The sequence below is a fragment of the Rhizobium sp. BK312 genome, assembly GCF_014193605.1.
Taxonomy (GTDB): domain Bacteria; phylum Pseudomonadota; class Alphaproteobacteria; order Rhizobiales; family Rhizobiaceae; genus Rhizobium.
In genome coordinates, this window is record NZ_JACHZP010000002.1 from 305,617 (window position 1) to 331,346 (window position 25,730).

Genomic DNA, 25,730 nt, shown 5'->3' on the forward strand with positions numbered 1-25,730 from the left:
CGCGCCATGTCTGGAATAAAGACGATTGCATCGGGACGATTTCGACATTGCTGCCGAAAAAATTTTTAGCGGCATTGCAAACCATGTTTATGAGTACCTGCCGACGAGATCGCCAGGAGGCAATGGCGTCGTCAGTATCCCGAATTTAATCTTGAGCTCATATAGGGCTGCTAAGACAGCCGCCTCGATGCTGGAAGACCCTGCTTCGCAGCCGGAAGGCCGGCGCATGCAGCTGCAAATGACATACAGGCTCAAAGCAATACCGAACCAGATCTTCATATCATGGAGCGGACCATTCAATGGCTCATATCGTCATCATCAATCCGCGTTTCGAAACCTCTTATTGGGGCATGGAGCACGCTCTGCCGCTGTTCGACGTCAAAGCTAACCTTCCGGTGGCGTGCCTGCCTTTGCTGGCGGCGCTGACGCCTGCGGAACATACCGTCACTCTGGTGGACGAGAATATCGAGCCGATAGACTACGGCCTTTGCGAGAGGGCCGATATCGTTGCGCTGACGGGGATGATCGTCCAGCGCTTTCGTATGACGGAAATCCTGACCGAGCTCAAACGGCGCAACTGTTTCACCGTCGTCGGCGGACCTTGGGTTACGGTCAAGGAGGATTATTTCGGCAACCTCGTCGACGTCTCCTTCATCGGCGAGGCCGAGGAGACTTGGCCCAAATTCCTGGCTGAATGGCAGGAGGGCCATCATGCCCGGCGCTATGAACAGGCTGACAAGACGGATATGAGCAAGGTGCCCGTGCCGCGCTTCGATCTCCTGAAGATGGATGAATATGCTGTTGGCAGCATCCAGTTCTCGCGCGGCTGTCCGTTTACCTGCGATTTCTGCGATATCATCGTGGTTTTCGGCCGCAAGCCGCGCATCAAGACCAGCACGCAGATCGTCGCCGAGATGGAGGCCCTGCTCGCTTCCGGAATGGATACGGCTTTTATCGTCGACGACAATCTCATCGGCAACAAGAAGGCGATCAAGGAGGTGCTGCGCGATGTCGTCGCCTGGCAGGAGCGCCATCATTATCCGATGACGTTCCTGACGGAGGCGTCGATCGATCTGGCTGACGATGCCGAACTGATGCAGCTGATGGTCGATGCCAATATCCGCACCGTCTTCATCGGCATTGAGACGCCGAACGAAGAGGCTCTGCGCGAAACCAAGAAGCTGCAGAACCTGCGCAAGGGCGGGACGATGCTGGAGAAAATCCACGCGATCCAGCAGACCGGCATGGAAGTCTGGTGCGGCATGATCCTGGGCTTCGATAGCGACGATGCGACCATTTTCGATGCGCAGCGGGTCTTCATCAGGGATGCGCGCATCGTCAACGCCATGATCGGCATGCTGGCGGCGATCCCGAAGACGCCGCTCTATACACGTCTCGCCAAGGAAGGCCGTCTCGATCATGACGATCCGCCCGCCTACGGCACCAATGTCATCCCGCTCAAGCTCTCGCGCGAAACCTTGCGGGACGGATATCTTTCGGTCTTGAGCGATCTGCATGAGCCGGCCGCCTATTTCGATCGGCTGGATGCGCTTTACATCGATGCGCGTATCGAACCGGAAAGTAGCCGCTTACGTCACCTGCGCCGCCATCCGCTGCGTTTGCTGGCGCTCAACGCGACATGGGCATTCGAGGCGGTCGGGATTTTCCTCCGGTTGATGCGCCGGGTGAAGGAAGCGGATCTGCGCGCCACTTACCGTGCACGGCTTTTCAATCTCCTGCGGCATCGGCGCTCGCCCGTCGTCCTGCAAATCTACGCGATCAAATGCGCCATGCACTACCATGCCCATATCATGGTGCAGCAGATGCGCACTGGCGGCGGTATCGTTAATTCGTTCTAGCGAAGAGTTTTGAACTCAGTAAGTTTGGTTATCGGCAACCTGCCTTGAGACAGCCGACTGACAGCGCGTCAGCCGCCGCTTTGACATCGTCGTCACTGTTGCTTCGCTGCAACAAATTGCGTCAGATGTTTGCAATTCGAAATTGTGGGGTTGCCGATTTCCGGATCTTGCGTATTATTACGCTCATCCGCAAATCGAACAGGGAGGCGTGATATGCATAATCCACATATGTTTACATACGTCTCCGGCGGAATGATGTCGATGGCCTTGGTGTGTGCTGCACCAACTGCACGACGACTCTATAATTAAAGCTTTAAAAAGCTTTATCTGTCGCCGTTTAGGCGTGTTCCCATTAAACCTATATGACCTGCCCAAGGAATGACTTGGTGTGTCGTTGACGCATCCGCCCCTGAAGTCGGTCAAGCTTCAAGAGGACCTGGTCGCGTGATTGCGCCAGGAATAACGATGACTCATTCACAATTTATAGTTGCCGAAAGTTTGATGGCAACGGTCGATGAACTGTACCAGAAATTCGGTGCCTGGAGGACTGTACGTGCCCTGTTGTTTGTCGCCTGGAAACGGCGACAGATCTATCAGCAGGTATCCGAACTATCGAATTATCAGCTTCGTGATATCGGTCTTCCCGAGCGTGAGGAAGGTCTGGACTATCGCAGCTTGCTGGCATTGCATGTGAGCCGCCTCAAATGAGGTGGGCTTGATGCAGGTAAACGCTTCACGGCTCTTCCTTCTCGATCTCTGTTGCTTCGAGAATGGCGGCGCGGCAGCAAAATCAGGACGGGCGAGAAACCATTTGCATGGTGGGTTCACTACTCTGTTCGCTGTAGCTTACCTATCGGCCGCCGCACGGCGGATATCGCAGGGGGAGGCGATGCCTTCCCCTGCGACTTGACTGGCGTCGAAAGCCGAACTGGCCGCGATCTTCGGATGCCGGCAGCATATCGGTTCAAATTCTCCAATGAATAATAAAGTGTAGCCCGGATAGGGTCGCAATCTTCCCGCAATCCGCTTATGCAATGCAGTCGTTCCATTTTGGGGATGGTTCATTGCGGATCTTGTTGCTAGAGGACGAGCCGGAAATGGCTGCGGCGCTGAGCGCTGCGTTGCAGGCTCGCGATGCCATCGTCGATCACGTGTCGATGCTGTACGATGCCGAAGAGGCTGCGATAAATCTTCCCTATGATGTCATTCTCCTCGACCGGCAGGTTCCGGATGGAGACGGCTTGTCGATCATTCCGAAGTTGAGGGCTGCCGGCATCGATACGCCCGTCATCGTGTTGACGGCGCGCGGCGATCTCGGCGATCGCATCGGTGGTCTCGATACCGGCGCCGACGATTACATCGTCAAACCATTTGCCATTGAAGAACTGCTGGCGCGATTGCGCGCCATTCTGAGACGCCCCGGCGAGTTGCGGACCGAGGTGGTGAATTTCGGCAGGCTGTCCTATGACTTCGGCTGCCACGATATCCTGATTGAAGGCGAGCGGCTCGAATTGCCGCGCCGGGAAGTTCTGGTCTTCGAGGCGCTTGCGCGCCGGCTTGGCCGCACGGTCCCGCGCCATGCTCTGGAAGAGGCCGTTTACGGGTTCAGCGAAGATATCCAGTCGAATACGCTGGATGCGCATATCTCCCGTCTTCGTCGCAAACTTGCATTGGTGGAGTCCGGCCTGGAGATTCATCCCGTTCGCGGCATCGGCTATCTGATGAGATTAAAATCATGAACACAAGCCGGCCTTCCCTGCGATGGCGTCTCGTATCGCGCCTGTCATTCCTGCAGGCGATCTTCCTGTCCTTGCTTGCGGTGCTGATCGTCGCCGCCTTGTGGGCGACCGGCAGCTTTATCTCGCTTCAGCCGGAAGACGAGACCATCGATGCCATCTCTCGGTCGATTGACCGCGATCAGAATGGCGCCCTTGCATTGACGGAAACACCGGCGCTTTTGGCGCGGCGCGAGAACCTGCCAGGTCTCTGGTTCGTCGTGCGCGATCGCAGCGGTGCCACAATCAAGGACGGAAACGTGCCGCCGGCCTATGCAGCGTTCGGCGCTGCGCTCGACGGCATCGGACAGGCTCGTTTCGGCAGCAATCTCGGTGGCAGCACCGTGCCCGCCGCACGGCTGCAATGGGTGTCGTCTCCGGCCGGCGAGATCCAGGTCCTGACGGGCGTGGATGGTACCGTGTCGACGGTCCGCGTCCTTGGTGCGGTCGGCATCGTCTTCTTCAGCGCCCTTCTGCCGCTGTTGATCGTTACGGCGATCGCAACGATGATTGCAGCACCGCTGGTGGTTCGCCGCGCTTTTTCCTCGCTGGATTCCGCCGTTGCCCGCGCCGGGCAGATCGATATCAATCGCCAGGGGACGCGGCTGCCGGTCGACGATGTCCCGCGTGAAATCCTGCCGCTTGTCGAAGCCGTCAATGATGCATTAAGGCGGCTGGACGAAGGCTATGAGCGGCAGAAGCGTCTTTTCTCCCATCTTGCCCATGAATGGCGGACCCCGGTTGCGATCCTGCAGGCACGTCTCGATGGCCTGCCCGCAGGCCCTTTGAAGGAGCGGCTCTTCGAAGATACCGTCCGCCTTGCGACGCTTGCCGAGCAGTTCCTCGATCTTCAGCGCCTCAATCACCGCTTCGAGCCGGTTTCGGTCGATCTCGTGGAGGTCGCTGAACACGTCGTTTCAGAACTAGCGCCGCTCGCGATCGCCGCCAATTATGAACCCTGCTTCATCAAGGACGAGGAGGCCGTGGAAGTCCTTGGCGATCGCATGGCCATCGAGCGGGCCGTTACCAACCTCGTACAGAACGCGATCCAGCATGGCGGTCGCCGTGGCAGGATCACCGTCCATGTCAGCCGCGCCACCGGTATCACCGTAAGCGACGAAGGAAGCGGTATCCCGGAGGAAGAACGGGACCGTATCTTCGAGCCGTTTCATCGTCTCCAGGGACGCACTAAGGGATTCGGCCTCGGGCTGAACCTCGTCCAGGAAATTGCCAGGCTCCATGGTGGAAAGGTTTGTGTCCTCGACGGACCGACGGGTGGCGCGGCCTTCAGACTGAGCTTTCCGATGGCCGGATAGCCTATCGGCTCCCGATGCAATGTTCTCGCAATCGGCTCCTCCTAGGAAAAGCCTGTCGTGCAGGCGAATCTCCTGAGGCCCTATTGGCGGGAACACATGTCAAACACATCACTATTTCTGCGAACTCTATTGACCAATCCGCGCATGGTCGGAGCGATCGCCCCCTCCGGTCCGGTACTGGCCGATCTGATCACAAGCGAAATCGGTCCTTCGGCGGGACCGGTTCTCGAGCTCGGCCCGGGCACGGGAGTGTTCACACGAGCCCTTCTCGCACGCGGCATATGCGAAAGCGATATTACGCTGATTGAATCCGCTGATAGTTTTGCCAGCCTGCTTCGCCAGCGGTTTCCTGATGCCCGTGTCATCTGCGCCGATGCTGCACGGCTTGATGCTTACGGCTTGCCGGAAGGAAAGCAATTTGGCTGTGCTATTAGCGGATTGCCGCTGCTCAACATGTCGCCGAAGACGGTCATTGCCATTTTGACCGCGGTCTCGGCGAGACTGCGCGAGGGCGGGGCGCTCTATCAGTTCACCTATGGCCTGCGCTGTCCGATACCGCATCGCCTGCTTGACCGGTTTGGTTTCAAGGCAACGCTGCAGGGCCAGGTGCTGCGCAATTTTCCGCCTGCCAGGGTCTATAAGATCGTCCGCCGCAGGCCGATAAATTCTCCGGCTGCTGCCACATGAGCGGCTCCTCCTATCTATTGGATGCTCTGCCCGATCTGGCGGCATGGGGGCTGTTCGGCCTTGCATTGTGTTCCGCAATCGAGAAGCTTGTCCCCATCCTGCCTTCGATCGGCTTGTTTTTGATGCTGGGCATGCTGGGCATCGCCCACCCGGTTGATCTGCCCGCAGCGATCGCCGTTACCGCTGCCGGTTCAATGGCAGGTTCGCTGTTCTGGTATGGAATAGGCCGTTGGCTGGGACCTAAGCGTGGCGACCTCTTCGTGCTGAAGATGGTCCGGCGTCTGGAGATTAAAGAAGAGTGGTATCTGCGCCTGAAGCGCAATTATCATGGTCATCCCGTGCGGGCCACGTTCTTCGGTCAGCTTGTGCCTGTTGTCCGGGCCTATATGGCATTGCCGGCAGGCGTGCTTGCCATACCGGCGCCAGGCTTTGCCATCGCGACATTCTGCGGCGCATTGATCTGGAATACGCCGTTTCTGGTATCGGGTTATTTGTTGCGTCAACAGATATTGGCGCCAGATACAGCAGCGCCTGCCGCTATCGCAGCAATCATCTTGGTTAATCTTCTGGTGCTTGCGCTGCTTCGACTTTGCCGGCCAAGCCGCAGCGCGGCTTAGCCGGTTATCGCGCTTGCGGTCGGCTATACGGTCAGAACGGCGTATATGACGCCGCCGTTTTCGCCGCGTGTCAGAGAAACATCGGCGATCGGGTGCTTGACCTTGTCGATGATCGACTGGACATCCTCATCCGTTCGCCAGATCAGCGGCCAGTTCATGAAAGTTTCCATGTAACCTTCGACACCGATATCCTTGGCGAAGTTTGCAAGCAGGAACTTGCCGCCGGGCTTCAGCATCTGCAGGCAGCGCTCCGTCAGACGCACGGCTACGCTTTCGGCCAGATAATCGTAAAGGCCGGCTGCATAGATGAAGTCGAACGTGCCGAGCTTCTGCGCGCGTCCCAAAATGGTGCGAACGGAGCCGTTGATTGCTTCGATGCAGCTGCCATGGAAGGCCGAGGCCACCGTCCCGACGCTGACCGGATCCTGATCAAGTGCGACCCAGCGCTTGAGCCTGCCGCTCTGCAGAGCTTGGGAGAGCTCGGCTTCGCGAAGATGGCCGGCCGCGATTGCCAGGACTTCGGCGCCATCCGTCGCCTCCGCCACCGCATCGACATGGGCTGCCAGGATCTCGCGCCTTTCGCGCACGGCGACGGCGGATGCTGCACGCCGGGTGAAATCGTAAACTTCTGCGCCCAGCGCCGAAGCTTCCGCCACCTGTGCGGCAACGGCTGGATGTTCATAGATGAAATCCAGCAGATAGGCGTCCCCGCTATAGCCGCGCGGCTTTTCGAAAGACCATCGCGTCAGAGGGTCCTGCAGCAGGTAGGACGACACGGGGTGCCCCTGCGCCACCGAGGCCAGATGCGCCCAGGTCAGGGGTGTCGTCTTATTTTTCAGCGCCTGCAGACGCTCCGTCAAGGCTTTCATGGTGCCTGGAACGGGCGCGTTTGCTTCGAACGCCTGTTGCGTGAGGGAGAGAATGAGGGCGAGTTCGGCCTCGCCCTCCTTTATTTGGTCGGTTGCAATGTTGTTACCGGACGATCTCGTATGTTCCGAGATGGACTGAGTGGTAACGAGGCTGAAGCCATCTAGAGCGGTTTGAAATTGTTTCAATTTTAAATCATTCCGTGAACACTCCGCAAACCATATCTCAGATAAAAATTGAGCGCTATGGTTTTGTTAATGTCGCTGCGTCAACGCTGTCGTTATCAAACGGATCAAATTGGCCGCCGTGGTGAAGCGAGCGATTGGTTCATTCGAGCGACGCAAAGGTAACGCGGTGGACATGAAGTCTCGGCTAACTCGGGTGATGATGAGCATGCGTCAATTGTCGGGAGGAAGCGAACTTGGCCGGAGCGCTGCTCTGGGCACGGATCATCCCGATGAGCTGCGTGTGCTCTACAAAGCCTATAGCAATGATGCGCGGCGCGCCCTGGCTCGCAGCGGTCTGTGGCTTGCCGTGCCCGTCTATGTCCTTTTCCTCATCACGGATCTGGTCTTCATTCCGGATGTCTCGCATGTGACGATCCCTGCACGGTTTCTGATCGGCGGGTTTTCGCTTCTGGTGCTGGAAATCCAGTTTTCCCGCCTGCGTCGTGCCGGCGAGCTGGAGGCGACCTGTGCGGCGGCTGTCGTTCTCGGATATGTCGTGTGGCTGCTGCCGGCATTGCAGACGACGAATGCGGAGGCATTCTCTTATTATGCCGCGTTCGGTGCCATCTTCATGATGGGCGTTAACTTGTTCTTCAGTCTCGAGTTCGGTCTTGCACTTGCCTCGTCGGGGCTGATCTTTGCCTTCTTCCTGCTATCGCTGACGGAATTTCACTACAGCGCCGCCTATTGCCTGGCTTTTACGACCTTCTATCTCTGCTGCTTCGTGTTCACCTCCTATGTGAACTGGAAATTGAACAAGGAACGTTTCAACGTCTTCCTCAATGCGCGAGAAGCGGAATTGCAGCAGCAGCAGGCAACGGAGCGCGGCGAGGCGCTTCTGCGGCTTTCCATTACCGATTCCCTGACTGGAATGGAAAATAGGAGAGCCGCCGATATAAGGCTGAAACAGTTTTGGGATCGTTGGCGCGAAAAGCGCGCTCCTTTTGCCATTCTTCTGGTCGATGTCGACTTCTTCAAGAAGTACAATGACTACTATGGCCATCAGGAGGGCGATCACTGTCTCGTCACGGTTGCCAACGCGCTGTCGAATATCGTCGCTCCACTAGGGGCGACGGTCGGGCGTTATGGCGGCGAGGAATTCATCGTTATTCTCGATCTGGAGAGCAGCTCGGATGCGCTGGCGCTGGCGGAGGCGATCTGCCAGGGGATCGAAGCTCTCGATATCGTTCACGCGCAGCGCCTGGACGGTTTCCGGCATGTCACTGTCAGTGTCGGCGCGACCATTACCAGAGATCTCGCTGGTGCAAAGCTGGAGAATGTGATCAATGAGGCCGACCGCGCGCTCTATTCCGCGAAGGCGAGCGGCCGCAATTGCGCGCGGATCTTCGACCCGAACGAGCTGCCCGGCGGCGACGCAAGCGAGAACATCGCGGCCATCCTGAAGATCGCCATTCAGCAAAATCTCGTTTCGCTGGTCTATCAACCGATTCAATATCTCAGGACCGGAGAGATCGGAGCTTATGAGGCTCTGATGCGTCTGCAGCTGCTCGATGGGTCGAATTCTTCGCCGGCTGTCTTTATTCCTGTCGCCGAGCGTACGGGTGCCATCATCGAGCTCGGTTACTGGGCAATCAGAAGAGCATGCTGCGATTTGCTCACCCGGGACATTGTCGACACCGTCAGCATCAATGTTTCCCCGATCCAGCTGCGGGCCCCAGGCTTCGCTGCGCAGGTCGCAGCCATTCTGGCGGAAACGGGCGTCTCCGGCCATAGGGTTGCGTTCGAAATCACCGAGGGCGTCGACATGGAGATACGCCCGGATGTGCTCGACAGCATCCAGGATCTGAAGAAGCTCGGCATCAAATTCTGGCTGGATGATTTCGGCACAGGCTTTGCCGGGTTGTCATGGCTTCGCCTGATGGAGTTCGAAACCGTCAAGATCGACAAATCCTTCCTGCATGATGCGGCAAACAACGACGGCGCCAAGATTCTGCTCGAGGATATTATCGGCCTGGTGCGCAATCGCGGTCACCGCATCCTGGTCGAAGGCGTGGAAGACGAAGAGCAGCTCAATCTTGTCAAATCCTTTGGCATCGACGCCGTTCAGGGATACCATATCGGCCGACCGGCACCGGCGCTCAAGCATCCGATTGCAATGATGAATGCCGGCCACCGCCGTCTGCAGGCGACTGCCTGAGAAACCGGCTGTCACCCAGCCGAGGGTAATGAGAATGGCAAGCACCGACCTTTCCGAGATCTATCGAGGGTACATTGCCTGTCTCAACGGGCAGGATTGGCCGAGCCTGCGCAAATTCGTCCATGAAGACGTATGGTATAATGGCGCCCATGTGGGGTTGTCGGGCTATCGGCAAATGCTCGAAGGTGATTTTCGCGCCATCCCCGATCTTCATTTCGATATCGCTCTGCTCATCTGCGAGCCGCCGCGTGTCGCATGTCGCCTGCAATTTGATTGCAGACCGACGGGGCTGTTGTTCGGCATGGCGGTGAACGGCAGAAGGGTCCAATTCGCTGAGAACGTCTTTTATGAGTTTCTGGATGGACGAATTCGGCACGTCTGGTCAATCATCGACAAGGCCGCCATCGCAGCCCAACTCTGACAATCACCGCCACTAATGATGCTATTCGTGCCCAAGGCGCAGTGCCATGAACCCAGCCGCAAAAGCGGCGAGGCCGCTTGCGATAATCGGGCCGGAATAGCTGCCGGTATGGTCGAAAATAAAACCGGCTGCCGTCGGCCCGATCAAGGCTGCGATACCGACCGCCGTATAGAGATACCCGATGACGGCGCCGATGTTGCGCGTCCCGAACAGATCGGCCGCCACAGCGGGATAAAGGCCGACGCAGCCGCCATAGCTCATGCCGAACGTCAGTGCGAACAACGCCAGCTGGATCATGCCTGATGCCAATGCCCAGAGAGCAAAGGACGCGGCTACGGCAAATGTCAGAGACGCCAATAGCCGGCGCCGGCCGAAGCGATCGCCGAGCCCGGCCAGGAAAAAGCGCCCGACCACGTTGCCGACGCCAATAAGGCCAACAAGAGTGGTTCCGTCTTGCAGCGAGAGACCCATGTCCTGGGCTGCCGCAACGATATGGACATAGGGAATGAAGGTGCAAAACGACGACAGAACAAGCACGGCATAGAAAAGATAGAACCGTCCGTCCCGCCATATGGCAGCATTTACATGCTTGTCCGCTCGACTCCGGGATGGATCCGGATTGTCACGCCTTTTGCGGATGAGCATTGCGGTCGGCAATCCGAACACGGCAAATAGACACGCAAGCGCGATGAAGCAGCCTCGCCAGCCAATGAAGGGGAGCGCCTGGCCGATCGCAAAGGGCAGCACCAGGGTGCCAAGGCCAATTCCAGCGGTCGCGACGCCGGATGCCTGGCTGCGTCTGCGGATAAACCAGGATTGTACGGCGCCAAGGGCTGGAACGTAGGAGAGGCCGATCCCCAGGCCAACGCCGAAGCCGTACCAGATATAGAGCGACACGAGAGATCCGGCGCGGCTGGCGCCGATATAGCCGAGAATCATGGCAGCAAGCCCCAGAAGAACCAAGCTGCGCGGCGACCATCTGTCGGCGAGCGGCCCGGCAATCGCGCCCAGGGAATAGAAGAGGAATGCGGAGATGGAGAAGACGAGGGCAATCTCGCCGCGAGAGGCGCTAAACTCCGCGGCAAGTCCCGGCAAGGTGGCGGAGAAGGAATAGGCGGCTCCGAAGGTCACGGCCGTCAGCACATGGGTCGCGGCGACGACCTTCCATCCCTCCCGCGTATCGGCTTCTTCGTGGTCACGCGAAAGGGCAAGGTCGGACATCGGTGCGCTCGGTCAAATCATATTGCCGGCCAATATGGACTAGGAGGCAGCATAGGAAAAATGAATAGCGTTGATGTGTTTTATTGATTCTCCTGATCCATCTCACGGCTGATGGTCGGCCTATTCGCGAATTGCCTGCGAGGAGGAGGCCAGATCTGTTTCGATGAAAATGCAGGATCTGTCGGCGGCCTGCAGCACCGTGTCGGCGATGCTTCCGTAGGAAAGGCTACCACTGGCTCTTTTGCTTACGCCGAGCACGATCAGATTATATCCGCCGCTGCGCGCATGCCGCAAGATCGAGAGCTCCGGCGAAGGTCCTTGCTGAACGACCTTTTCGATCTGTACGCCATAATAATCTGCAATGGCGCCGACCTTATTCAAAATATCCCGATGGTCGTTGCCTCGGTCGCTAATACGCGGAATAGCGCCGGCGCGGCGCGGCTCGACGATTAATAACAGCGCGCAATGGGCGTTTGCCGCCTTTGCGATCGCGAGCCCGAATTCGGCGGCGCGGATGGAGCGCTCGGTGCCACTGACGGGAAGCAGTATCCGCAGATCTCCCGGATGCTTTGGAAGCGGGCCGCGTGCCGTGATGATCGCCGGAGTTCCCTGGAACGCCGATGTCATGACCTGCAGCGACGGGCCGAAGCGACCATCGTCTCCCAAGGAGGGTTCGATGCCCGCCAGGAGAAGATCGTGGCCTGTATCGGAGACGTCTTCGAGTACGGTTTCGAGCTTGTCGCTCTTTTCTCGGATTGTCACATGGATATCGCCTTCGCCAGCCAGGTTCTGCTCCGGTGGCGCCGACGCAAGCAGATCAGTGGCGTATTGGCGCAGATCTTCGGCGATTGCCTTGGCGTGCGACGCTGGATGCAAGGCTCCCATAGCACCGGGCGTGTCTGGAGTTTCATCGGCTCCGCGCGCATCCATCACCGTGACGGGCATCTTGCGCGTCACCGCGAAGAAAGCGGCTATCCAGGTTGCCAGGCGGCTGCTTTGCGAACCGTCGACAGCCAGCAGGATGCGCTCAAAATTTCCGAGGAAGCTCTCGCTTTCGAACTGTTCGCGCTCCAGACGATTGCGCTCCTCCTCACGCAGTGGCAGGCGGGCAAGCGCCCACCGAAGCGTCGGCGGCATCGCCATGGTGGTGATGACGGCCATGGCGACGATGACGGAAAAGAGTTTTTCGTCCAGCACGCCGACCGACAGGCCTATGGTTGCGACGATCACCTCCGTCGATCCGCGTGCATTCATGCCGCAGCCGAGCGCCAGGGCCTCCGATGCCGAATAGCCGCCGAACCTGGCGGCGGCAAAAGCGCCTCCGAACTTGCCGATACTTGCTATGATCACGACAGCAGCCGTCAGCAGCAGGATGGAAGGATCGGCAAGTACGGTGAGATCGGTCTGCAGACCGGTCAGTCCAAAAAAGACTGGCATGAACAGAGCCGTCGTCAAAGCCCGAAGCTGCACATCGATCTGACGTGTGAGAATAGGCGATTCACCGACCAGAATGCCGGCGACGAAAGCGCCGAGCACGGTATGGACCCCGATGAAATTGGTGATGATCGCCATCGTGCCCATGATTGCGACGATGGCGCTGAGCACGGGCAGGTCGCTACGGAAATTGTCGTTGGTCCAGCGGATGATTTCGAAGACCGCCCGTCTGCCGACGGTGAAGCTGACGGCCATGAAGGCCAATGTGCCGACGACGCTGGTCGCGAGCGTCGTCAGATCGACCGTGCCTTTTTCGGCCAAGCCGAACGTTATGGCAATGATGACCCATCCGATCGTGTCATCGATGATGGCGGAGGCGACGATGAGTTGGCCGATGTTCCGGCGCATGAAGTCCATCTCGCGAACCACGGAAGCGACGATCTTCACCGAGGAGATGGAAAGCGCAGTGCCAAGGAAGAGGGAGGTGACCAGCCGTTTTTGAGGATCGGGAAGCAAGGCGTCGGGAATGAGTTCGCCCAAGGCAAATCCCGCAGCAAACGGGATGACGATACCGGTCAGCGAGACGCCGGCCGCAGATTTGCGCAAGCGTTTTGCAAGACCCAGATCGGTTTCCATGCCGGCAAGCAGCAGGAGAAAGAGAATGCCGAGCTGGCCGATCGCGTCGGTCATGCTCTTTTGTGCGCCGTCTGAAGGAAAAAGGCTCGCTTGTGCATGCGGGAAGATCAGGCCGAAAAGGGAGGGGCCGAGAATGATGCCGGCGATGATCTGGCCCATGATCGATGGCTGGCCGATGCGCACCATCAATTCGCCGAGCAGCCTGCCCGATACGACAAGCAGAATGATCTGGACCAGAAACAGCCCTTCCGAAGGGTGGCTGGCTTTCTGTCCCTCGGCAGCGAAGGCGGATTGCGTAATCGACAGCAATACGGTGATGGCAATGAGAATGATAAGGGCGCTTGGCGGAAATGCTTTTAAGACGTTCTGGCGTGACGGCATGGACTGATCCCACTGAGCAGCAGGAAAACGCGCCAAAGCCTTTGCCGTTCCAGATCATCGCTGATCGCCGCCGTCGCGGGCTAATATCGCGCACTCAGCAGCGGGCATGGTCCGCCGCGCATCGGGCCGCGAACCATGGGCTGGTCGGAACGATCAGACCCGTTCCAGCGCTATGGCAATTCCCTGGCCGACGCCGATGCACATGGTGGAAAGCGAATAGCGCCCGCCGGTTTCCTTGAGCTCCAGGGCAGCCGTGCCGGCGATGCGCGCGCCCGACATGCCAAGCGGATGGCCAAGCGCAATGGCGCCGCCATTGCGGTTGACGCGCGCGTCGTCATCGGCGATGCCGAGTTCGCGCAGCACAGCAAGCCCTTGCGAGGCGAAGGCTTCGTTCAATTCGATGACGTCGAACTGTTCCTGGCGCATGCCGAGGCGGGCCATCAGCTTGCGCGAAGCCGGTACGGGGCCGATGCCCATGATACGCGGAGGGACACCGGCGGCCGCCCCACCAAGGATGCGAGCAATCGGCGTAAGGCCATATTTTTTAGCTGCTGCTTCAGACGCAATGATGAGCGCGGCCGCGCCGTCATTGACGCCAGAGGCGTTGCCGGCCGTCACCGTGCCGCCTTCCTTCTTGAAGGGCGTGCCGAGCTTGGCGAGCGCTTCCATCGAGGTTGCGCGCGGATGCTCGTCCTTGCCGACGATCACGGGCTCGCCCTTGCGCTGCGGGATCGTCACCGGTGCGATTTCCTTGGCGAGGCGGCCGTTTTCCTGGGCAGCGGCAGCCTTTGCCTGCGAGCGAACGGCAAAGGCGTCCTGATCTTCGCGGCTGACCTTGTAATCTTCCGCGACGTTCTCGCCGGTTTCCGGCATGGAGTCGACGCCATACTGCTTCTTCATGACAGGATTGATGAAGCGCCAGCCGATGGTGGTGTCGTAGATCTCGGCATTGCGCGAAAAGGCGCTTTCGGCCTTGGGAATGACGAAGGGCGCGCGCGACATGCTCTCAACGCCGCCGGCGATCATGATGTCAGCCTCGCCGGCGCGGATGGCGCGGGCAGCCGCGATGACGGCATCCATGCCCGAGCCGCAAAGCCGGTTGATCGTCGTGCCGGGCACCGAAATCGGCAGGCCGGACAGCAGGCTTGCCATGCGCGCGACGTTGCGATTGTCCTCGCCCGCCTGGTTGGCGCATCCATAGATCACGTCGTCGATGGCTTCCCAATCGACCGAGCCGTTGCGCTCGATCAGCGACTTCAGCGGCACGGCACCGAGATCATCGGCACGAACCGAGGAGAGCGACCCGCCAAAGCGGCCGATCGGCGTGCGGATATAGTCACAGATGAAGGCTTCGGTCATGGTCTTCTCCCAACGGCATGTTGCGCAAAAGCGGCTTGCGAAATATTATAAGCTTAAAGCATCGCGCGCGAGTCTGAAAGGTCGTAACGGGCTTCAGAGCTTCGGCACGATGAGGTCGGCAACGGGGCGATCGATATGGAGCGGCGCGCCGGTCATCGCCTGCAGCTCGTCCATAGTCATCGCAGCGAGCTTTTCACGGACGACGAAACCTTGCTTGCCAATGTCGATGATCGCATGGCTCGTATAGATGCGGGTGATGCAGCCGACGCCGGTCAGAGGAAAGGTGCAGGCCTCCACCAGTTTCGGCTTGCCGTCCTTCGTTACATGTTCGGTGATGACGAAAACCTGCTTGGCGCCATGGACCAGATCCATGGCCCCGCCGACGGCAGGCACACCTTTGGAGCCGACGCGCCAATTGGCGAGGTCGCCATTCTGCGCCACCTGATAGGCGCCAAGGATCGCGACATCCAGATGGCCGCCGCGCACCATGGCGAAGCTATCGGCGTGATGGAAGAAGGAGGCGCCGGGCTTTAGCGTGACGGCCTTCTTGCCGGCGTTGATCAGATCCCAATCTTCTTCGCCTTCCGCCGGCGGCTCGCCGAAATTCAGGATGCCGTTTTCAGTGTGGAAGATCGCCTGACGGCCTGGGGGCTGGTAGCGGGCGACCATTTCCGGAAAACCGATACCGAGATTAACATAGGCGCCATCTTCGATATCCTGAGCTGCGCGCCAGGCGATCTGGGCGTTGGAGAGCTTGATGTCTTCGCGTGTGTCGATGGTCATACGTAGGCCACTCCGGCTCGAATGAGATTTTCTTCCTGCTGCGGATCGGCGACTTCCACGACACCGTTGACAAAGATGCCGGGGGTAACGATGCGCTCCGGATCGAGCTCGCCCGCGGCAACGATTTTCGAGACTTGCGCGATCGTCTTGGCCGCGGCCATGCACATCAGCGGATTGAAGTTGCGGCCAGCCTTGTTGTAGATGAGATTGCCCTGCACATCGCCGACTTCAGCTTTGACAATGGCGAAATCGGCCTTGAGCCAGCGCTCCTGAACATAGTGGCGGCCGTCGAACTCGGCGATGACCTTGCCGTTGGCAAGCTCGGTGCCATAGGCAGTCGGGGTGTAAAAGGCTGGAATGCCGGCGCCGCCGGCGCGGATGCGTTCGGCAAGAGTCCCCTGAGGCACCAGCTCCAGCTCGATTTCTCCGGCCAGATAGCGGTCCGTGAAGGCGCGTGGATCGGATGAACGCGGGAAGGAGCAGATCATCTTCCTGACCATGCCCGCGTCGATCATCGCAGCGATGCCGATACGCCCGTTGCCGGCATTGTTGTTGATGACGGTCAGGTTCTTCGAGCCTTTGTCGATCAGCGCATGGATGAGTTCGATCGGCACGCCGGAGCCGCCAAAGCCGCCGATCATGACGGTCGCGCCATCGCCGATGTCGGAGACGGCGGCTGCCGTGCTCGCGATTGTCTTGTCCATGCCGAAACTCCCACTTGCCATTGCGGGCGGATTGAGACGACCCGTCCTCTTCCTTTCGAATAGATCAGCATGGTCTGGACGGCAATCATTTTGTGCGTTATTTGATTTTTGTTCATATATCGCACAAAATGAGTGAGAGATCGGAGGCTGATATGCGCGAAACGGATTTCGTCAGCGGCTTTGCCAAGGGATTGAAAGTCATCGAAGCCTTCGGCGAGACGCAGCAGCGTCTGACGATTGCCGAGGCATCGAAGCTGACCGGCCTCGATCGCGCCACGGTGCGCCGTTCGTTGCTGACGCTCTCCGAACTCGGTTATGCCGTCTATGACGGCAAGTTCTTCACGCTGACGCCGAAGATCTTGAGGCTCGGCCATGCCTATCTGGCCGCGACGCCGCTGCCGACCATCATCCAGCCGCATCTCGATCAGCTTGCCGAGCGCGCCGGGCAGAATGCTTCAGCCTCGGTTCTCGACGGCACGGAGGTCGTCTACATTGCCCGCGCCTCGCAGCGCCGGGTGATGTCGATCAACCTGACGCCGGGCAGCCGGCTTCCGGCCTTCTGCGCTTCGATGGGCCGCGTCCTGCTTGCCGCCTTGCCGGAAAGCGAGGCGCGTGCGGTGCTGGAGCGGAGTGACCTTAAGGCGAATACTCCGAATACAAAGACCGATCCTGAGGAGCTGATAGCCGAGTTCCGCCGGGTGAGGGAGCAGGGCTATGCCGTCATCGATCAGGAACTGGAAATCGGCCTTTGCTCGATTGCCGTGCCGGTGGAAAACGATCGCGGTCAGACGGTGGCGGCGATCAATATCGGTGCTCCGGCTGCTTACGTCGCGGCTTCCGACATGGCCGAGCGCTTTCTGCCGCTGCTGAAGGAAACGCAGAAGGCTTTGCGGCTGGTGCTGCCGTAACCATCACATTCCCAGCCTCACCCGCTCCTTGAGCCGCCAGGTGCGCGGCGTCTGGCCCGTCTGCTTCATGAAGAAGCGGGAGAAATAGGCGGGGTCGGCAAAGCCGAGGCGATAGCTGATTTCCTGGACGGTCGCGAAGGTGAAGACCAGTTCGCGCTTGGCCTCATCCAGCAGCTTGCGTGTAATGAGCTCATGCGCGCCGCGTCCGGTTTTGCTGCGGACGATGCGGCTGAGATGGGCCGGCGAGATGCCGAGGCTCTCGGCATAGAAGGCGGCCGGCTTGTGCGAACGGAAGTGGCGCTGGATGAGACCCTGCAGCATCTCCATGCGGCGCTCGTTCTCGTCGCTGAGCGTCGATCCTTCATCGGCCTTTTGAGCTATGCGCGCCGTCAGTAGCAAGGCCGAGGTCAGATAGGCATCGAGTAGATCGTTGCGGCCGTTACGATGGCTGGCAAATTCTTCGCCCAGGCGTTTTAGCGTCTTGGCGACATACGCCGCGTCTTCGTTTTGAGTGTCGAGCAAAGTCAGATGCGGCTCGGCAAGCCATGTTCCGAGCCGGCTGCGATCGCCCGGGGATGCCTTCAGATGCGAGATCAACACCGTGATGACGAAGCCGTCTATATCTCGCGAAAATCGGAATCCGTGATTGAGCCGTGGCGGAACGGTAATGACGGTGGGTGGCGTGATGGGATGGGGAGTTCCGTCAAAGATGGCGTCACCGGAACCGGCATCGATGTACAAGATTTGAAAGAAGCTCTCGTGCCGGTGCGCACGGATTTCCCAGTGATGGAGACTGCTGCGAGAGGGAATTGTCTCGCAATGCAGCCAGAAATCCGGCTTCCGGCCGGTATTTTCGCCATAAAGCTCGTAGGTCGGCACGGTCTTCATCGCGGCTCTCCTCCCTTGCCATGCTCGATTTGTGCAATTTCATGACCGAAATGTCCATTGCGGACTTGCCTCGCGCCGAAGAGACTTGAAGCAAGAAATACGCATGGGAGGAGACGATGCGCACTCAAGTCGCCATTATCGGTTCGGGGCCGTCCGGGCTGCTGCTCGGCCAGCTGCTGACGGAGGCCGGTATCGACAACGTCATTCTCGATCGCGTCGGCAAGGATTACATTCTCGGCCGCGTCCGCGCCGGCGTTCTTGAAGAAGGCACCGTCCGGTTGCTGGATCAGGCGAAGGCAAGCGCACGTTTGCATGCCGAGGGCTTGCCACATGACGGCTTCTCGCTTGCCTTCGACGGCCGCGATCATCGCATCGACCTTCATGGTCTCACCGGGGGCAAGCGAGTCGTCATTTACGGTCAGACGGAGATGACCCGCGATCTGATGGCCCGCCGCGAGGAAAGCGGTGCTCCAACCATCTACAGCACCGCCAACGTCCAACCGCATGGCTTCGATGGCGATACGCCCTATCTGACTTACGAGAAGGACGGCATTTCGCATCGCATCGATTGCGATTTCATCGCCGGCTGCGACGGCTTTCACGGCGTCAGCCGCAAATCGGTTCCGCAAAAGGCGATCCGCAGCTTCGAGAAGGTCTATCCCTTCGGCTGGCTTGGCGTGCTGGCGGAGGTGGCACCCGTCAATCACGAGCTGATCTATGCCAACCATCCCCGTGGTTTCGCTCTATGCTCCATGCGATCGATGACACGCAGCCGCTATTACATTCAGTGTCCGCTCGACGAGAAGGTCGAGGACTGGAGCGACGATCGCTTCTGGGATGAGTTGCGCTGCCGCCTGCCGGCCCATCATGCCGAGGCTCTGATCACCGCACCATCCTTCGAAAAATCGATCGCGCCGCTGCGCTCCTTCGTCGCCGAACCCATGTGCTTCGGCCGTCTCTTCCTTGTCGGCGACGCCGCTCACATCGTGCCGCCGACCGGAGCCAAGGGGCTCAATCTGGCGGCCAGCGACGTGCACTATCTATTTTCGGGCCTTGCCGAGCATTATCAGGATCGCTCAAATGCCGGATTGGAAGCCTATTCCGCCCGCGCGCTCGCTCGCGTCTGGAAGGCGGTACGCTTTTCCTGGTGGATGACGACGATGATGCATCGTTTCCCCGATACCAGCGATTTCGACCAGAAGATCCAGGAAGCCGAGCTCGATTATCTCACCCATTCGCGCGCCGCATCGACCGCGCTCGCTGAGAATTATGTGGGCCTGCCGTTTTGAAGCGGGGCAATCGCATATGGATAGGCAAGCCCCTCATCCGTCCTCTCACAGTTCGCTTCGCTCAACTGTTCGAGTCCACCTTCTCCCCGCACGCGGGGCGAAGGGGTTTGGCACTGTCGCCCCCTCTCTCCGTCAAAACGGGGAGAGGGCTGGGGTGAGGGGCATTTCCAGTTTTCTAAGCCGCCTCAAAACTTCTTGGCGACCTCGCTTGCCGCTTCCCGGATTGTCTGCATCAGGATCGACAGGGGCAGGCTTGGAATGGCGTCGGTGCGCATGGTCAAGCCGACCGGTCCTTTCGTCTCGCTGGTATCGATCGGCAGAAGCGCCAGCAGGCCATCATCGACATCCCCGGCAACGACGCCGGCTGAGATGATCCAGATGGCGTCGCTCGATCGCACGAAGGCGCGGCCGAAGGAATCGGAGACGGTTTCGATCTGGTTGGGCAGTCCGCCGGCGCCGTTGGCGATCAGAAAGCTCTCGACGAAAGGGCGGATGATCGAGCCGCGCGTCGGCATCAGGATCGTGTAGCGGTTGAGATCGGAAAACAGCGATTGCTGGGCGGAAAGCAGCGGATGGCCGGCCCGGACGGCGAAGACGACCTGTTCGGAGTAGAGATGCTCGAAGGAAAAGCCGGTCATCTTGTCGGGGCTTGCCAATCGGCCGACGACGAGGTCGAGATCGCCGATCCGCAACTGCTCCAGAAGCACCGCGTTTTCGCCTGTCACGATCTTGATGCGGCTCCAGGTCTCCTCCTTGAGAAACAGGTCCATCGCTCGCGGCATGATGCGTGTCGAGACCGTCGGCAGCGCACCGACGCGGATCGGCGGCGCTTCACCGGAACGCTCCTGTGAGACAGAATCGAGGCCCTGGCGAAGTGCCGTCAGAGCGGCGCCGGCATGGCGGAGAAAAACTTCGCCGTAGCGGGTGATGCGGATGCCACGCCCGTCGCGCTCGAAGACGGCGACACCAAGTGCCTCTTCCAGCTCGCGGATCGTCTTCGTCACTGCCGGCTGGCTGATATTCAACAGGCCAGCCGCCTTGATCACGCTTTTCTGGCGCGCAACCTCGACAAAAGTCTGCAGATGGCGGAACTTGATGCGTGCGTCGAGCATGCTCACTCATAACCCTGGAGTTATCGTAGAGCAAAGAAATATCATTTTACCTAACCGGATTATACATCCAATCTCGCGTCCGAGGAGATTTCCAGTGCAGTTTGCCCGCATTAACGACGTCACGATCCACTATCAGATCATCGGCGGTCCAGCCGACAAGCCGGTGCTTGTCTTTGCCAATTCGCTCGGCACCGATTTCCGGATCTGGCGGGATGTGATCGTGCGGCTCGCCGGCGATTTCGCCATCGTGCTCTACGACAAGCGCGGCCATGGGCTCTCCGATCTCGGTCAGATGCCCTATTCCATCGAGGATCACGCCACCGACCTTGCCGGCCTGCTCGATTTCCTCTCCGTCAAGAATGCCATTATCTGCGGGCTGTCGGTCGGCGGGCTGGTCGCGCAGTCGCTCTATCAGCGGCGCCCGGATCTGGTGAGAGCGCTGATCCTCTGCGATACCGCTCACAAGATCGGCACGGCCGACAGCTGGAATGCCCGCATCGCGCAGGTCGAGGCACATGGCATTGAATCCATCGTCGATTCCATCATGGAACGCTGGTTCACGCCGGCCTTTCGTCGTCCGGAAAACATCGCCTTCGCCGGCTATTGCAACATGCTGATCCGCCAGCCGGTCGCAGGTTACGTCGCCACTTGTGCTGCCCTTCGCGATGCCGATCTGACCGAAGCCGCGGCCAAGATCGCCGTGCCCACCATCTGCATCGTCGGTGATCAAGATGGCTCGACCCCGCCGGAACTGGTGCTGTCGACGGCAAAGCTCATTCCGAATGCGCGTTATGAAGTGATCAAGGACGCCGGCCATATTCCCTGCGTCGAACAACCCGAGGCGTTGACCGAAGTCATCCGTGCCTTCATCGACGTCGTCCTGCGTGGAGAATAAGCCTGATGAATGACCCTACCGCGCCGTCCGAGCGTTATCTACAGGGCATGGCGACGCGTCGCGCCGTGCTCGGCGACAGCCATGTCGATCGGGCCCAGCAGGGGTCGACCGATTTCGATCAACCGTTCCAGGAATTGATCACCGAAGCGGCCTGGGGGCACGTCTGGTCGCGCCCGACTCTCAGTCGGCGGGAGCGCTCGATCGTGACGATCGCGCTTCTGGCAGCGCTCGGTCAGGATGATGAGGTCGCCATGCATGTGCGCGCCACGCGCAACACCGGCGCGACGCGCGACGATATTTGCGAGGCGCTCCTGCATGTGGCGATCTATGCGGGCGTGCCGGCCGCAAACCACGCGATCAAGATAGCGAAGCAGGTTTTCGAACAGATGGACGCCGAACAAGCGGCATGAAACGAGGCAGACATGTCCGATAGAAGCAACAGCAAGCCCGAAACGGGCGCATTTTTTGCGCGGGATCGCGCTTGGCATCCGCCGGCCTTCGCGCCGGGATACAAGACCTCCGTTTTGCGCTCTCCACAGCGCGCCTTGCTCTCGCTCGACGGGACGATTTCGGAGATCACCGGACCGGTCTTTGGCCATTCCATACTGAACGAGCTCGACAACGACCTGATCCATAACTTCGCCAGGCCTGGCGAGAGCGCTATCGGCGAGCGGATCATTGTTCATGGTCGCGTGCTCGACGAGCGCGGCCGGCCAGTTCCGGGCGTCTTGCTTGAATTCTGGCAGGCCAATGCCGGCGGGCGCTATCGCCACAAGAAGGAAACCTATCTCGCCGCCATCGATCCGAATTTCGGGGGCTGCGGCCGCGCCATTACCGATGGGGAAGGGGGCTACGCCTTCCGCACCATCCGCCCCGGTGCCTATCCCTGGCCGAACGGCGTCAACGATTGGCGGCCGGCACATATCCACTTCTCCGTTTTCGGCCATGGCTTTGCGCAGCGGCTGATCACGCAAATGTATTTCGAGGGCGACCCGATGATCTGGAAGTGTCCGATCGTCGGAACGATCCCCGACAAACAGGCGATCGAACAGCTGATCGCGCCGCTCGATTGGGGCAACACGATCCCGATGGATGCCCGTGCCTATAAATTCGATATCGTGTTGCGCGGTCGCCGTTCGACCCTGTTCGAAAACCGACTGGAGGGCAATTGATGGTACAGGATCTCGGCTATCTGAAGGAAACGCCGTCGCAGACGGCAGGCCCTTACGTCCACATCGGCCTGACACCGAATTACAGCGAAATCGGCGGCGTCTATGAGACCGATCTCGGCTCCGTCATGGTCAACGACAAGACGCTCGGCGAGCGCATCACGGTGACGGGCAGGGTATTGGACGGCGCGGGAGCGCCGGTCAAGGATGCTGTTCTCGAAATCTGGCAAGCCGATAGCGCCGGGCTTTACAACAGCCCGTCGGAGCTGCGCGGCACAGCCGATCCGAACTTTACCGGCTGGGGGCGTTGCCCGACCAATTCCACCGACGGCGTCTTCCGCTTCGAGACCATCAAGCCCGGTCGCGTTCCCTTCAAGGACGGCCGCAAGATGGCGCCGCACATCACCGTCTGGATCGTCGCACGCGGCATCAACATCGGCCTGCATACACGCATGTATTTTCCGGAAGAGACTGAGGCCAACGCTGAAGATCCCTTGCTCGCACGCATCGAACATAAGGATCGCCTCGCGACGCTGATTGCCACGAAGGAAGGCTCCGTCTACACCTTCGATATCCATTTGCAGGGCGACAAGGAAACGGTTTTCCTCGATATATAGGCCATGAGCGTTTCTCCCTTCGATCATCCATTCCTGTCCGGCCTCCTCGGCGACGAGGAGATTGCGGCGTATTTCTCGGCCAAGGCCGATATCCGCGCCATGCTCTCTTTCGAAGCGGCGCTTGCCCAGGTCGAGGGGCGGCATGGGCTGATCCCGCAGGAGGTGGCTGCGCATATCGCTAAGGTCTGCGCGGATTTCGAGCCCGATCTACAAAGCCTGCGGAGGGCAACGACATCGGATGGCGTTGTCGTGCCGGATCTTGTTCGGCAACTGCGCAAGGCGGTCGGAGAGGATGCCGGCAAACATGTCCATTTCGGCGCAACCAGCCAAGATGTCATCGATACCAGCCTGATGCTGCGGCTGAAGGCAGCGGCATTTATTCTGAGCAGCCGTCTCTTTGCGGTATCCTCCGCACTCACAAAACTGGATGAACGTTTCGGATCGAACCGGCTCATGGGCCGCACCCGGATGCAGGCGGCGATCGCAATCACCGTGTCCGATCGGCTGCGGGCGTGGCGGCATCCGCTCGATCAATATCGCGACCGGCTGACGCAGGAGAGTTTTCCGCTGCAGTTCGGTGGGGCTGCCGGCACGCTGGAAAAATTCGGCCCGCGGGCGGCCGAAATCAGGAGCTTGCTGGCGCAGGCGCTCGGCCTGACGGACGAGCCGCAATGGCAAAGCCAGAGAGGGCGCATTGCCGAACTGGCGGGGCTCCTGTCCATGATCTCGGGCAGCCTCGGCAAGATCGGCCAGGATGTTGCACTTCTGGCGCAGGCGGGCGAGGAGATCGAGCTTGCCGGCGGTGGCGGCTCCTCGGCTATGCCGCACAAGCAAAACCCGGTCGCCGCCGAAACGCTGGTCACGCTGGCCCGCTTCAATGCCGTCCAGCTTTCGGGCATTCATCAATCGCTGGTACACGAGCAGGAGCGCTCGGGGGCTGCCTGGACGTTGGAATGGCTGCTGCTGCCGCCCATGGTGGTGGCAACAGCCGCATCGTTGCGCCACGCGTTACAACTGGCTGGTTCGGTCAAGCGCTTGGGAACGACAGTCGAGTAAGATATTTGTCGCTATTCATAACTGGATTGATATGGAAGCAAGGTTTTATTTCATTTTACATTACCAATTCCCGTGAGAAGTTGGTGATGATCGAAATTTGAATGATCAAGGGCGGCATCAGAAACGGCTGCCGGGAGGAGAAAAAATGAAACGGTTTGTCTTGGCCGCCCTTGCGGCCGTTGCTCTTGGCAGCGCTGCCTATGCCGATACCATCAAGGTCGGCGTCATCGGTCCGTTTTCTGGCCCGTTCGCGCTGCAAGGCAAGAATTTCAAGGCAGGCATCGACGCCTATATGGCCGTGAATGGCAAGAAGGTCGGCAATGACGAGGTGGAAGTGATCTACCGCGACGTGCCGCAGGCCGATCCCGCCCAGTCGAAGGCGCTGGCCCAGGAACTCGTCGTCAAGGAGAAGGTCCAGTATCTCGCCGGCTTCTACTTTACCCCGGATGCGATGGCCGTGACGCCGATCCTCAAGCAGGCCAATGTGCCGATGGTGATCTTCAACGCCGCGACTTCGGCCATCGTCACCAAGAGCCCGCTTGTCGTGCGGACCTCCTTCACCACCTGGCAAACCTCGACGCCGATCGCCAAGGTTGCCTATGATGCCGGCGTCAAGAAGGTCATCTCCGTCGTCAGCGATTACGGTCCAGGCGTCGATGCTGAAAATGCCTTCAAGGCCGGTTTCGAGAAGCAGGGCGGCGAAGTGGTCCAGGCGATCCGCATGCCGCTGTCGACCAACGACTTCAGCCCCATCATGCAGCGCATCAAGGATTCCGGCGCCCAAGGCGTCTTCGCTTTCCTGCCGTCAGGCCCGACGACGCTCGGTTTCGTCAAGGCCTACAATGAGAATGGCCTGAAGTCCGCCGGCATCAAGCTTTTTGCACCCGGCGACCTCACGCAGGAATCCGATCTACCGGCACTTGGCGACGCCGCACTCGGCATGCAGACGACCTTCCACTATGCGATCGCGCATGACTCGCCCGAAAACAAGGCTTTCGTTGCCGCCGCCGACAAGGCGATCGGCAATCCGGCCGAGCTGACCTTCCCGGCCGTCGGTGCTTTCGACGGCATGCATGTCATCTACAAGATGATCGAGGCGACCGGCGGCAAGCAGGATGCGCAAAAGGCCGTCGACGCCGTAAAGGGTCTGTCCTGGGTCAGCCCGCGCGGCCCGGTGACCATCGATGCGGAAAGCCGGCATATCACGCAGAATATCTATCTGCGCGAAGTCGCCAAGGGCGGTGACGGCAAGTACTACAACAAGGAAATCCAGACCTTCGAGAAGCAGGGCGATCCAGGCCTTGCTGCCGCGAAGTAAGCGCTCCTGAAGCTCCAACCCCTGATCGGAAGC

At 59.5% G+C, this 25,730-nt stretch carries 24 protein-coding genes; 16 read left to right on the forward strand and 8 right to left on the reverse strand.

Annotation, left to right across the window (positions count from 1 at the left end; all coding sequences use genetic code 11):
* Window positions 1-299 precede the first annotated feature (299 nt).
* The 6 genes from FHT85_RS06130 to FHT85_RS06155 all read left to right on the forward strand — a co-directional run bounded on the left by FHT85_RS06130 (window position 300) and on the right by FHT85_RS06155 (window position 6,254).
* Window positions 300-1,859, forward strand: coding sequence for a DUF4070 domain-containing protein (locus FHT85_RS06130; RefSeq protein WP_112410333.1), 1,560 nt, complete (start codon window positions 300-302; stop codon window positions 1,857-1,859).
* Between the two features lie 465 nt (window positions 1,860-2,324).
* Window positions 2,325-2,567 (forward strand): DUF1127 domain-containing protein, encoded by a 243-nt coding sequence (locus tag FHT85_RS06135; protein ID WP_112335887.1) that lies wholly within the window; start codon window positions 2,325-2,327, stop codon window positions 2,565-2,567.
* A gap of 356 nt (window positions 2,568-2,923) precedes the next feature.
* Window positions 2,924-3,598, forward strand: coding sequence for a response regulator transcription factor (locus tag FHT85_RS06140; RefSeq protein WP_112410451.1), 675 nt, complete (start codon window positions 2,924-2,926; stop codon window positions 3,596-3,598).
* The gene (locus FHT85_RS06145; protein ID WP_112410334.1) at window positions 3,595-4,950 is read left to right on the forward strand and encodes a sensor histidine kinase; all 1,356 of its coding nucleotides are present in this window, start codon (window positions 3,595-3,597) and stop codon (window positions 4,948-4,950) included. The genes FHT85_RS06140 and FHT85_RS06145 overlap by 4 nt, the downstream gene beginning before the upstream one ends.
* A gap of 96 nt (window positions 4,951-5,046) precedes the next feature.
* The gene (locus tag FHT85_RS06150; protein WP_210293605.1) at window positions 5,047-5,637 is read left to right on the forward strand and encodes a class I SAM-dependent methyltransferase; all 591 of its coding nucleotides are present in this window, start codon (window positions 5,047-5,049) and stop codon (window positions 5,635-5,637) included.
* A complete protein-coding gene (locus tag FHT85_RS06155) occupies window positions 5,634-6,254 on the forward strand; it encodes a DedA family protein (RefSeq protein ID WP_112335883.1) in 621 nt (206 codons plus the stop codon). Before FHT85_RS06150 ends, FHT85_RS06155 begins: the two co-directional genes overlap by 4 nt.
* Window positions 6,255-6,277: 23 nt before the next feature.
* Here the strand turns inward: FHT85_RS06155 and FHT85_RS06160 are convergent, their stop codons facing one another.
* A complete protein-coding gene (locus FHT85_RS06160) occupies window positions 6,278-7,309 on the reverse strand; it encodes a class I SAM-dependent methyltransferase (RefSeq protein ID WP_112335882.1) in 1,032 nt (343 codons plus the stop codon).
* A 196-nt stretch (window positions 7,310-7,505) separates the two neighbouring features.
* On the opposite strand from FHT85_RS06160, the gene FHT85_RS06165 reads away from it, so the two are divergent.
* Entirely contained in the window at window positions 7,506-9,506 is a 2,001-nt protein-coding gene (locus tag FHT85_RS06165) for a putative bifunctional diguanylate cyclase/phosphodiesterase (RefSeq protein WP_112335881.1), read from the forward strand.
* Window positions 9,507-9,540: 34 nt separating this feature from the next.
* Window positions 9,541-9,927, forward strand: coding sequence for an ester cyclase (locus FHT85_RS06170; protein WP_112335880.1), 387 nt, complete (start codon window positions 9,541-9,543; stop codon window positions 9,925-9,927).
* 21 nt (window positions 9,928-9,948) lie between these two features.
* Here the strand turns inward: FHT85_RS06170 and FHT85_RS06175 are convergent, their stop codons facing one another.
* The 5 genes from FHT85_RS06175 to FHT85_RS06195 form a co-directional block, all read right to left on the reverse strand.
* Entirely contained in the window at window positions 9,949-11,148 is a 1,200-nt protein-coding gene (locus tag FHT85_RS06175; RefSeq protein WP_112398930.1) for an MFS transporter, read from the reverse strand.
* A 120-nt stretch (window positions 11,149-11,268) separates the two neighbouring features.
* Window positions 11,269-13,599, reverse strand: coding sequence for a cation:proton antiporter (locus FHT85_RS06180; RefSeq protein WP_112410335.1), 2,331 nt, complete (start codon window positions 13,597-13,599; stop codon window positions 11,269-11,271).
* Between the two features lie 153 nt (window positions 13,600-13,752).
* Window positions 13,753-14,958, reverse strand: coding sequence for a 3-oxoadipyl-CoA thiolase (pcaF, locus tag FHT85_RS06185; protein ID WP_112335877.1), 1,206 nt, complete (start codon window positions 14,956-14,958; stop codon window positions 13,753-13,755).
* Window positions 14,959-15,051: 93 nt separating this feature from the next.
* Window positions 15,052-15,741 (reverse strand): CoA transferase subunit B, encoded by a 690-nt coding sequence (locus tag FHT85_RS06190; protein WP_112335876.1) that lies wholly within the window; start codon window positions 15,739-15,741, stop codon window positions 15,052-15,054.
* The gene (locus tag FHT85_RS06195) at window positions 15,738-16,445 is read right to left on the reverse strand and encodes a 3-oxoacid CoA-transferase subunit A (RefSeq protein WP_112410336.1); all 708 of its coding nucleotides are present in this window, start codon (window positions 16,443-16,445) and stop codon (window positions 15,738-15,740) included. The genes FHT85_RS06190 and FHT85_RS06195 overlap by 4 nt, the downstream gene beginning before the upstream one ends.
* A gap of 152 nt (window positions 16,446-16,597) precedes the next feature.
* On the opposite strand from FHT85_RS06195, the gene FHT85_RS06200 reads away from it, so the two are divergent.
* Window positions 16,598-17,353 carry an IclR family transcriptional regulator gene (locus tag FHT85_RS06200; protein ID WP_112335874.1) on the forward strand — a complete coding sequence of 252 codons (756 nt, stop codon included), beginning with the start codon at window positions 16,598-16,600 and terminating at the stop codon, window positions 17,351-17,353.
* Window positions 17,354-17,356: 3 nt separating this feature from the next.
* On the opposite strand, the gene FHT85_RS06205 is transcribed toward FHT85_RS06200, so the two are convergent.
* Window positions 17,357-18,241, reverse strand: coding sequence for a helix-turn-helix domain-containing protein (locus FHT85_RS06205; protein ID WP_112410337.1), 885 nt, complete (start codon window positions 18,239-18,241; stop codon window positions 17,357-17,359).
* A gap of 116 nt (window positions 18,242-18,357) precedes the next feature.
* On the opposite strand from FHT85_RS06205, the gene pobA reads away from it, so the two are divergent.
* Window positions 18,358-19,530, forward strand: coding sequence for a 4-hydroxybenzoate 3-monooxygenase (gene pobA, locus FHT85_RS06210; RefSeq protein WP_112398934.1), 1,173 nt, complete (start codon window positions 18,358-18,360; stop codon window positions 19,528-19,530).
* Between the two features lie 185 nt (window positions 19,531-19,715).
* Here the strand turns inward: pobA and pcaQ are convergent, their stop codons facing one another.
* A complete protein-coding gene (pcaQ, locus tag FHT85_RS06215) occupies window positions 19,716-20,642 on the reverse strand; it encodes a pca operon transcription factor PcaQ (RefSeq protein WP_112410338.1) in 927 nt (308 codons plus the stop codon).
* Between the two features lie 94 nt (window positions 20,643-20,736).
* Here pcaQ and pcaD point away from each other — a divergent pair, with 94 nt between their 5' ends.
* The 6 genes from pcaD (at window position 20,737) to FHT85_RS06245 (ending at window position 25,697) form a co-directional block, all read left to right on the forward strand.
* On the forward strand, window positions 20,737-21,537 hold the full coding sequence (pcaD, locus tag FHT85_RS06220; protein ID WP_112410339.1) for a 3-oxoadipate enol-lactonase: 801 nt from the start codon (window positions 20,737-20,739) through the stop codon (window positions 21,535-21,537).
* Between the two features lie 5 nt (window positions 21,538-21,542).
* A complete protein-coding gene (gene pcaC / locus FHT85_RS06225) occupies window positions 21,543-21,947 on the forward strand; it encodes a 4-carboxymuconolactone decarboxylase (RefSeq protein WP_112335869.1) in 405 nt (134 codons plus the stop codon).
* A 12-nt stretch (window positions 21,948-21,959) separates the two neighbouring features.
* Window positions 21,960-22,709, forward strand: a complete 750-nt coding sequence (gene pcaH / locus FHT85_RS06230; RefSeq protein ID WP_112410340.1) for a protocatechuate 3,4-dioxygenase subunit beta — start codon at window positions 21,960-21,962, stop codon at window positions 22,707-22,709.
* Window positions 22,709-23,323: a protocatechuate 3,4-dioxygenase subunit alpha gene (gene pcaG, locus FHT85_RS06235; protein ID WP_112410341.1), complete on the forward strand. Its 615-nt coding sequence runs from the start codon at window positions 22,709-22,711 to the stop codon at window positions 23,321-23,323. The genes pcaH and pcaG overlap by 1 nt, the downstream gene beginning before the upstream one ends.
* Window positions 23,324-23,326: 3 nt before the next feature.
* Window positions 23,327-24,379, forward strand: coding sequence for a 3-carboxy-cis,cis-muconate cycloisomerase (locus FHT85_RS06240; protein ID WP_112410342.1), 1,053 nt, complete (start codon window positions 23,327-23,329; stop codon window positions 24,377-24,379).
* Window positions 24,380-24,524: 145 nt separating this feature from the next.
* Window positions 24,525-25,697 carry an ABC transporter substrate-binding protein gene (locus tag FHT85_RS06245; RefSeq protein ID WP_112335865.1) on the forward strand — a complete coding sequence of 391 codons (1,173 nt, stop codon included), beginning with the start codon at window positions 24,525-24,527 and terminating at the stop codon, window positions 25,695-25,697.
* Window positions 25,698-25,730: the final 33 nt, after the last annotated feature.

Excerpts from the sequence above, each read along its gene's own strand:
- pcaG (WP_112410341.1), top strand. The coding sequence starts at position 22,709 with ATGGTACAGGATCTCGGCTATCTGAAGGAAACGCCGTCGCAGACGGCA.
- FHT85_RS06205 (WP_112410337.1), bottom strand. The coding sequence starts at position 18,241 with ATGAAGACCGTGCCGACCTACGAGCTTTATGGCGAAAATACCGGCCGG.
- pcaF (WP_112335877.1), bottom strand. The coding sequence starts at position 14,958 with ATGACCGAAGCCTTCATCTGTGACTATATCCGCACGCCGATCGGCCGC.
- FHT85_RS06190 (WP_112335876.1), bottom strand. The coding sequence starts at position 15,741 with ATGACCATCGACACACGCGAAGACATCAAGCTCTCCAACGCCCAGATC.
- FHT85_RS06240 (WP_112410342.1), top strand. The coding sequence starts at position 23,327 with ATGAGCGTTTCTCCCTTCGATCATCCATTCCTGTCCGGCCTCCTCGGC.
- FHT85_RS06145 (WP_112410334.1), top strand. The coding sequence starts at position 3,595 with ATGAACACAAGCCGGCCTTCCCTGCGATGGCGTCTCGTATCGCGCCTG.
- FHT85_RS06130 (WP_112410333.1), top strand. The coding sequence starts at position 300 with ATGGCTCATATCGTCATCATCAATCCGCGTTTCGAAACCTCTTATTGG.
- FHT85_RS06245 (WP_112335865.1), top strand. The coding sequence starts at position 24,525 with ATGAAACGGTTTGTCTTGGCCGCCCTTGCGGCCGTTGCTCTTGGCAGC.
- FHT85_RS06165 (WP_112335881.1), top strand. The coding sequence starts at position 7,506 with ATGATGAGCATGCGTCAATTGTCGGGAGGAAGCGAACTTGGCCGGAGC.
- FHT85_RS06180 (WP_112410335.1), bottom strand. The coding sequence starts at position 13,599 with ATGCCGTCACGCCAGAACGTCTTAAAAGCATTTCCGCCAAGCGCCCTT.
- pcaQ (WP_112410338.1), bottom strand. The coding sequence starts at position 20,642 with ATGCTCGACGCACGCATCAAGTTCCGCCATCTGCAGACTTTTGTCGAG.
- pobA (WP_112398934.1), top strand. The coding sequence starts at position 18,358 with ATGCGCACTCAAGTCGCCATTATCGGTTCGGGGCCGTCCGGGCTGCTG.
- FHT85_RS06150 (WP_210293605.1), top strand. The coding sequence starts at position 5,047 with ATGTCAAACACATCACTATTTCTGCGAACTCTATTGACCAATCCGCGC.
- pcaC (WP_112335869.1), top strand. The coding sequence starts at position 21,543 with ATGAATGACCCTACCGCGCCGTCCGAGCGTTATCTACAGGGCATGGCG.
- pcaH (WP_112410340.1), top strand. The coding sequence starts at position 21,960 with ATGTCCGATAGAAGCAACAGCAAGCCCGAAACGGGCGCATTTTTTGCG.
- FHT85_RS06195 (WP_112410336.1), bottom strand. The coding sequence starts at position 16,445 with ATGGACAAGACAATCGCGAGCACGGCAGCCGCCGTCTCCGACATCGGC.
- FHT85_RS06155 (WP_112335883.1), top strand. The coding sequence starts at position 5,634 with ATGAGCGGCTCCTCCTATCTATTGGATGCTCTGCCCGATCTGGCGGCA.
- FHT85_RS06170 (WP_112335880.1), top strand. The coding sequence starts at position 9,541 with ATGGCAAGCACCGACCTTTCCGAGATCTATCGAGGGTACATTGCCTGT.
- FHT85_RS06200 (WP_112335874.1), top strand. The coding sequence starts at position 16,598 with ATGCGCGAAACGGATTTCGTCAGCGGCTTTGCCAAGGGATTGAAAGTC.
- FHT85_RS06135 (WP_112335887.1), top strand. The coding sequence starts at position 2,325 with ATGACTCATTCACAATTTATAGTTGCCGAAAGTTTGATGGCAACGGTC.
- FHT85_RS06175 (WP_112398930.1), bottom strand. The coding sequence starts at position 11,148 with ATGTCCGACCTTGCCCTTTCGCGTGACCACGAAGAAGCCGATACGCGG.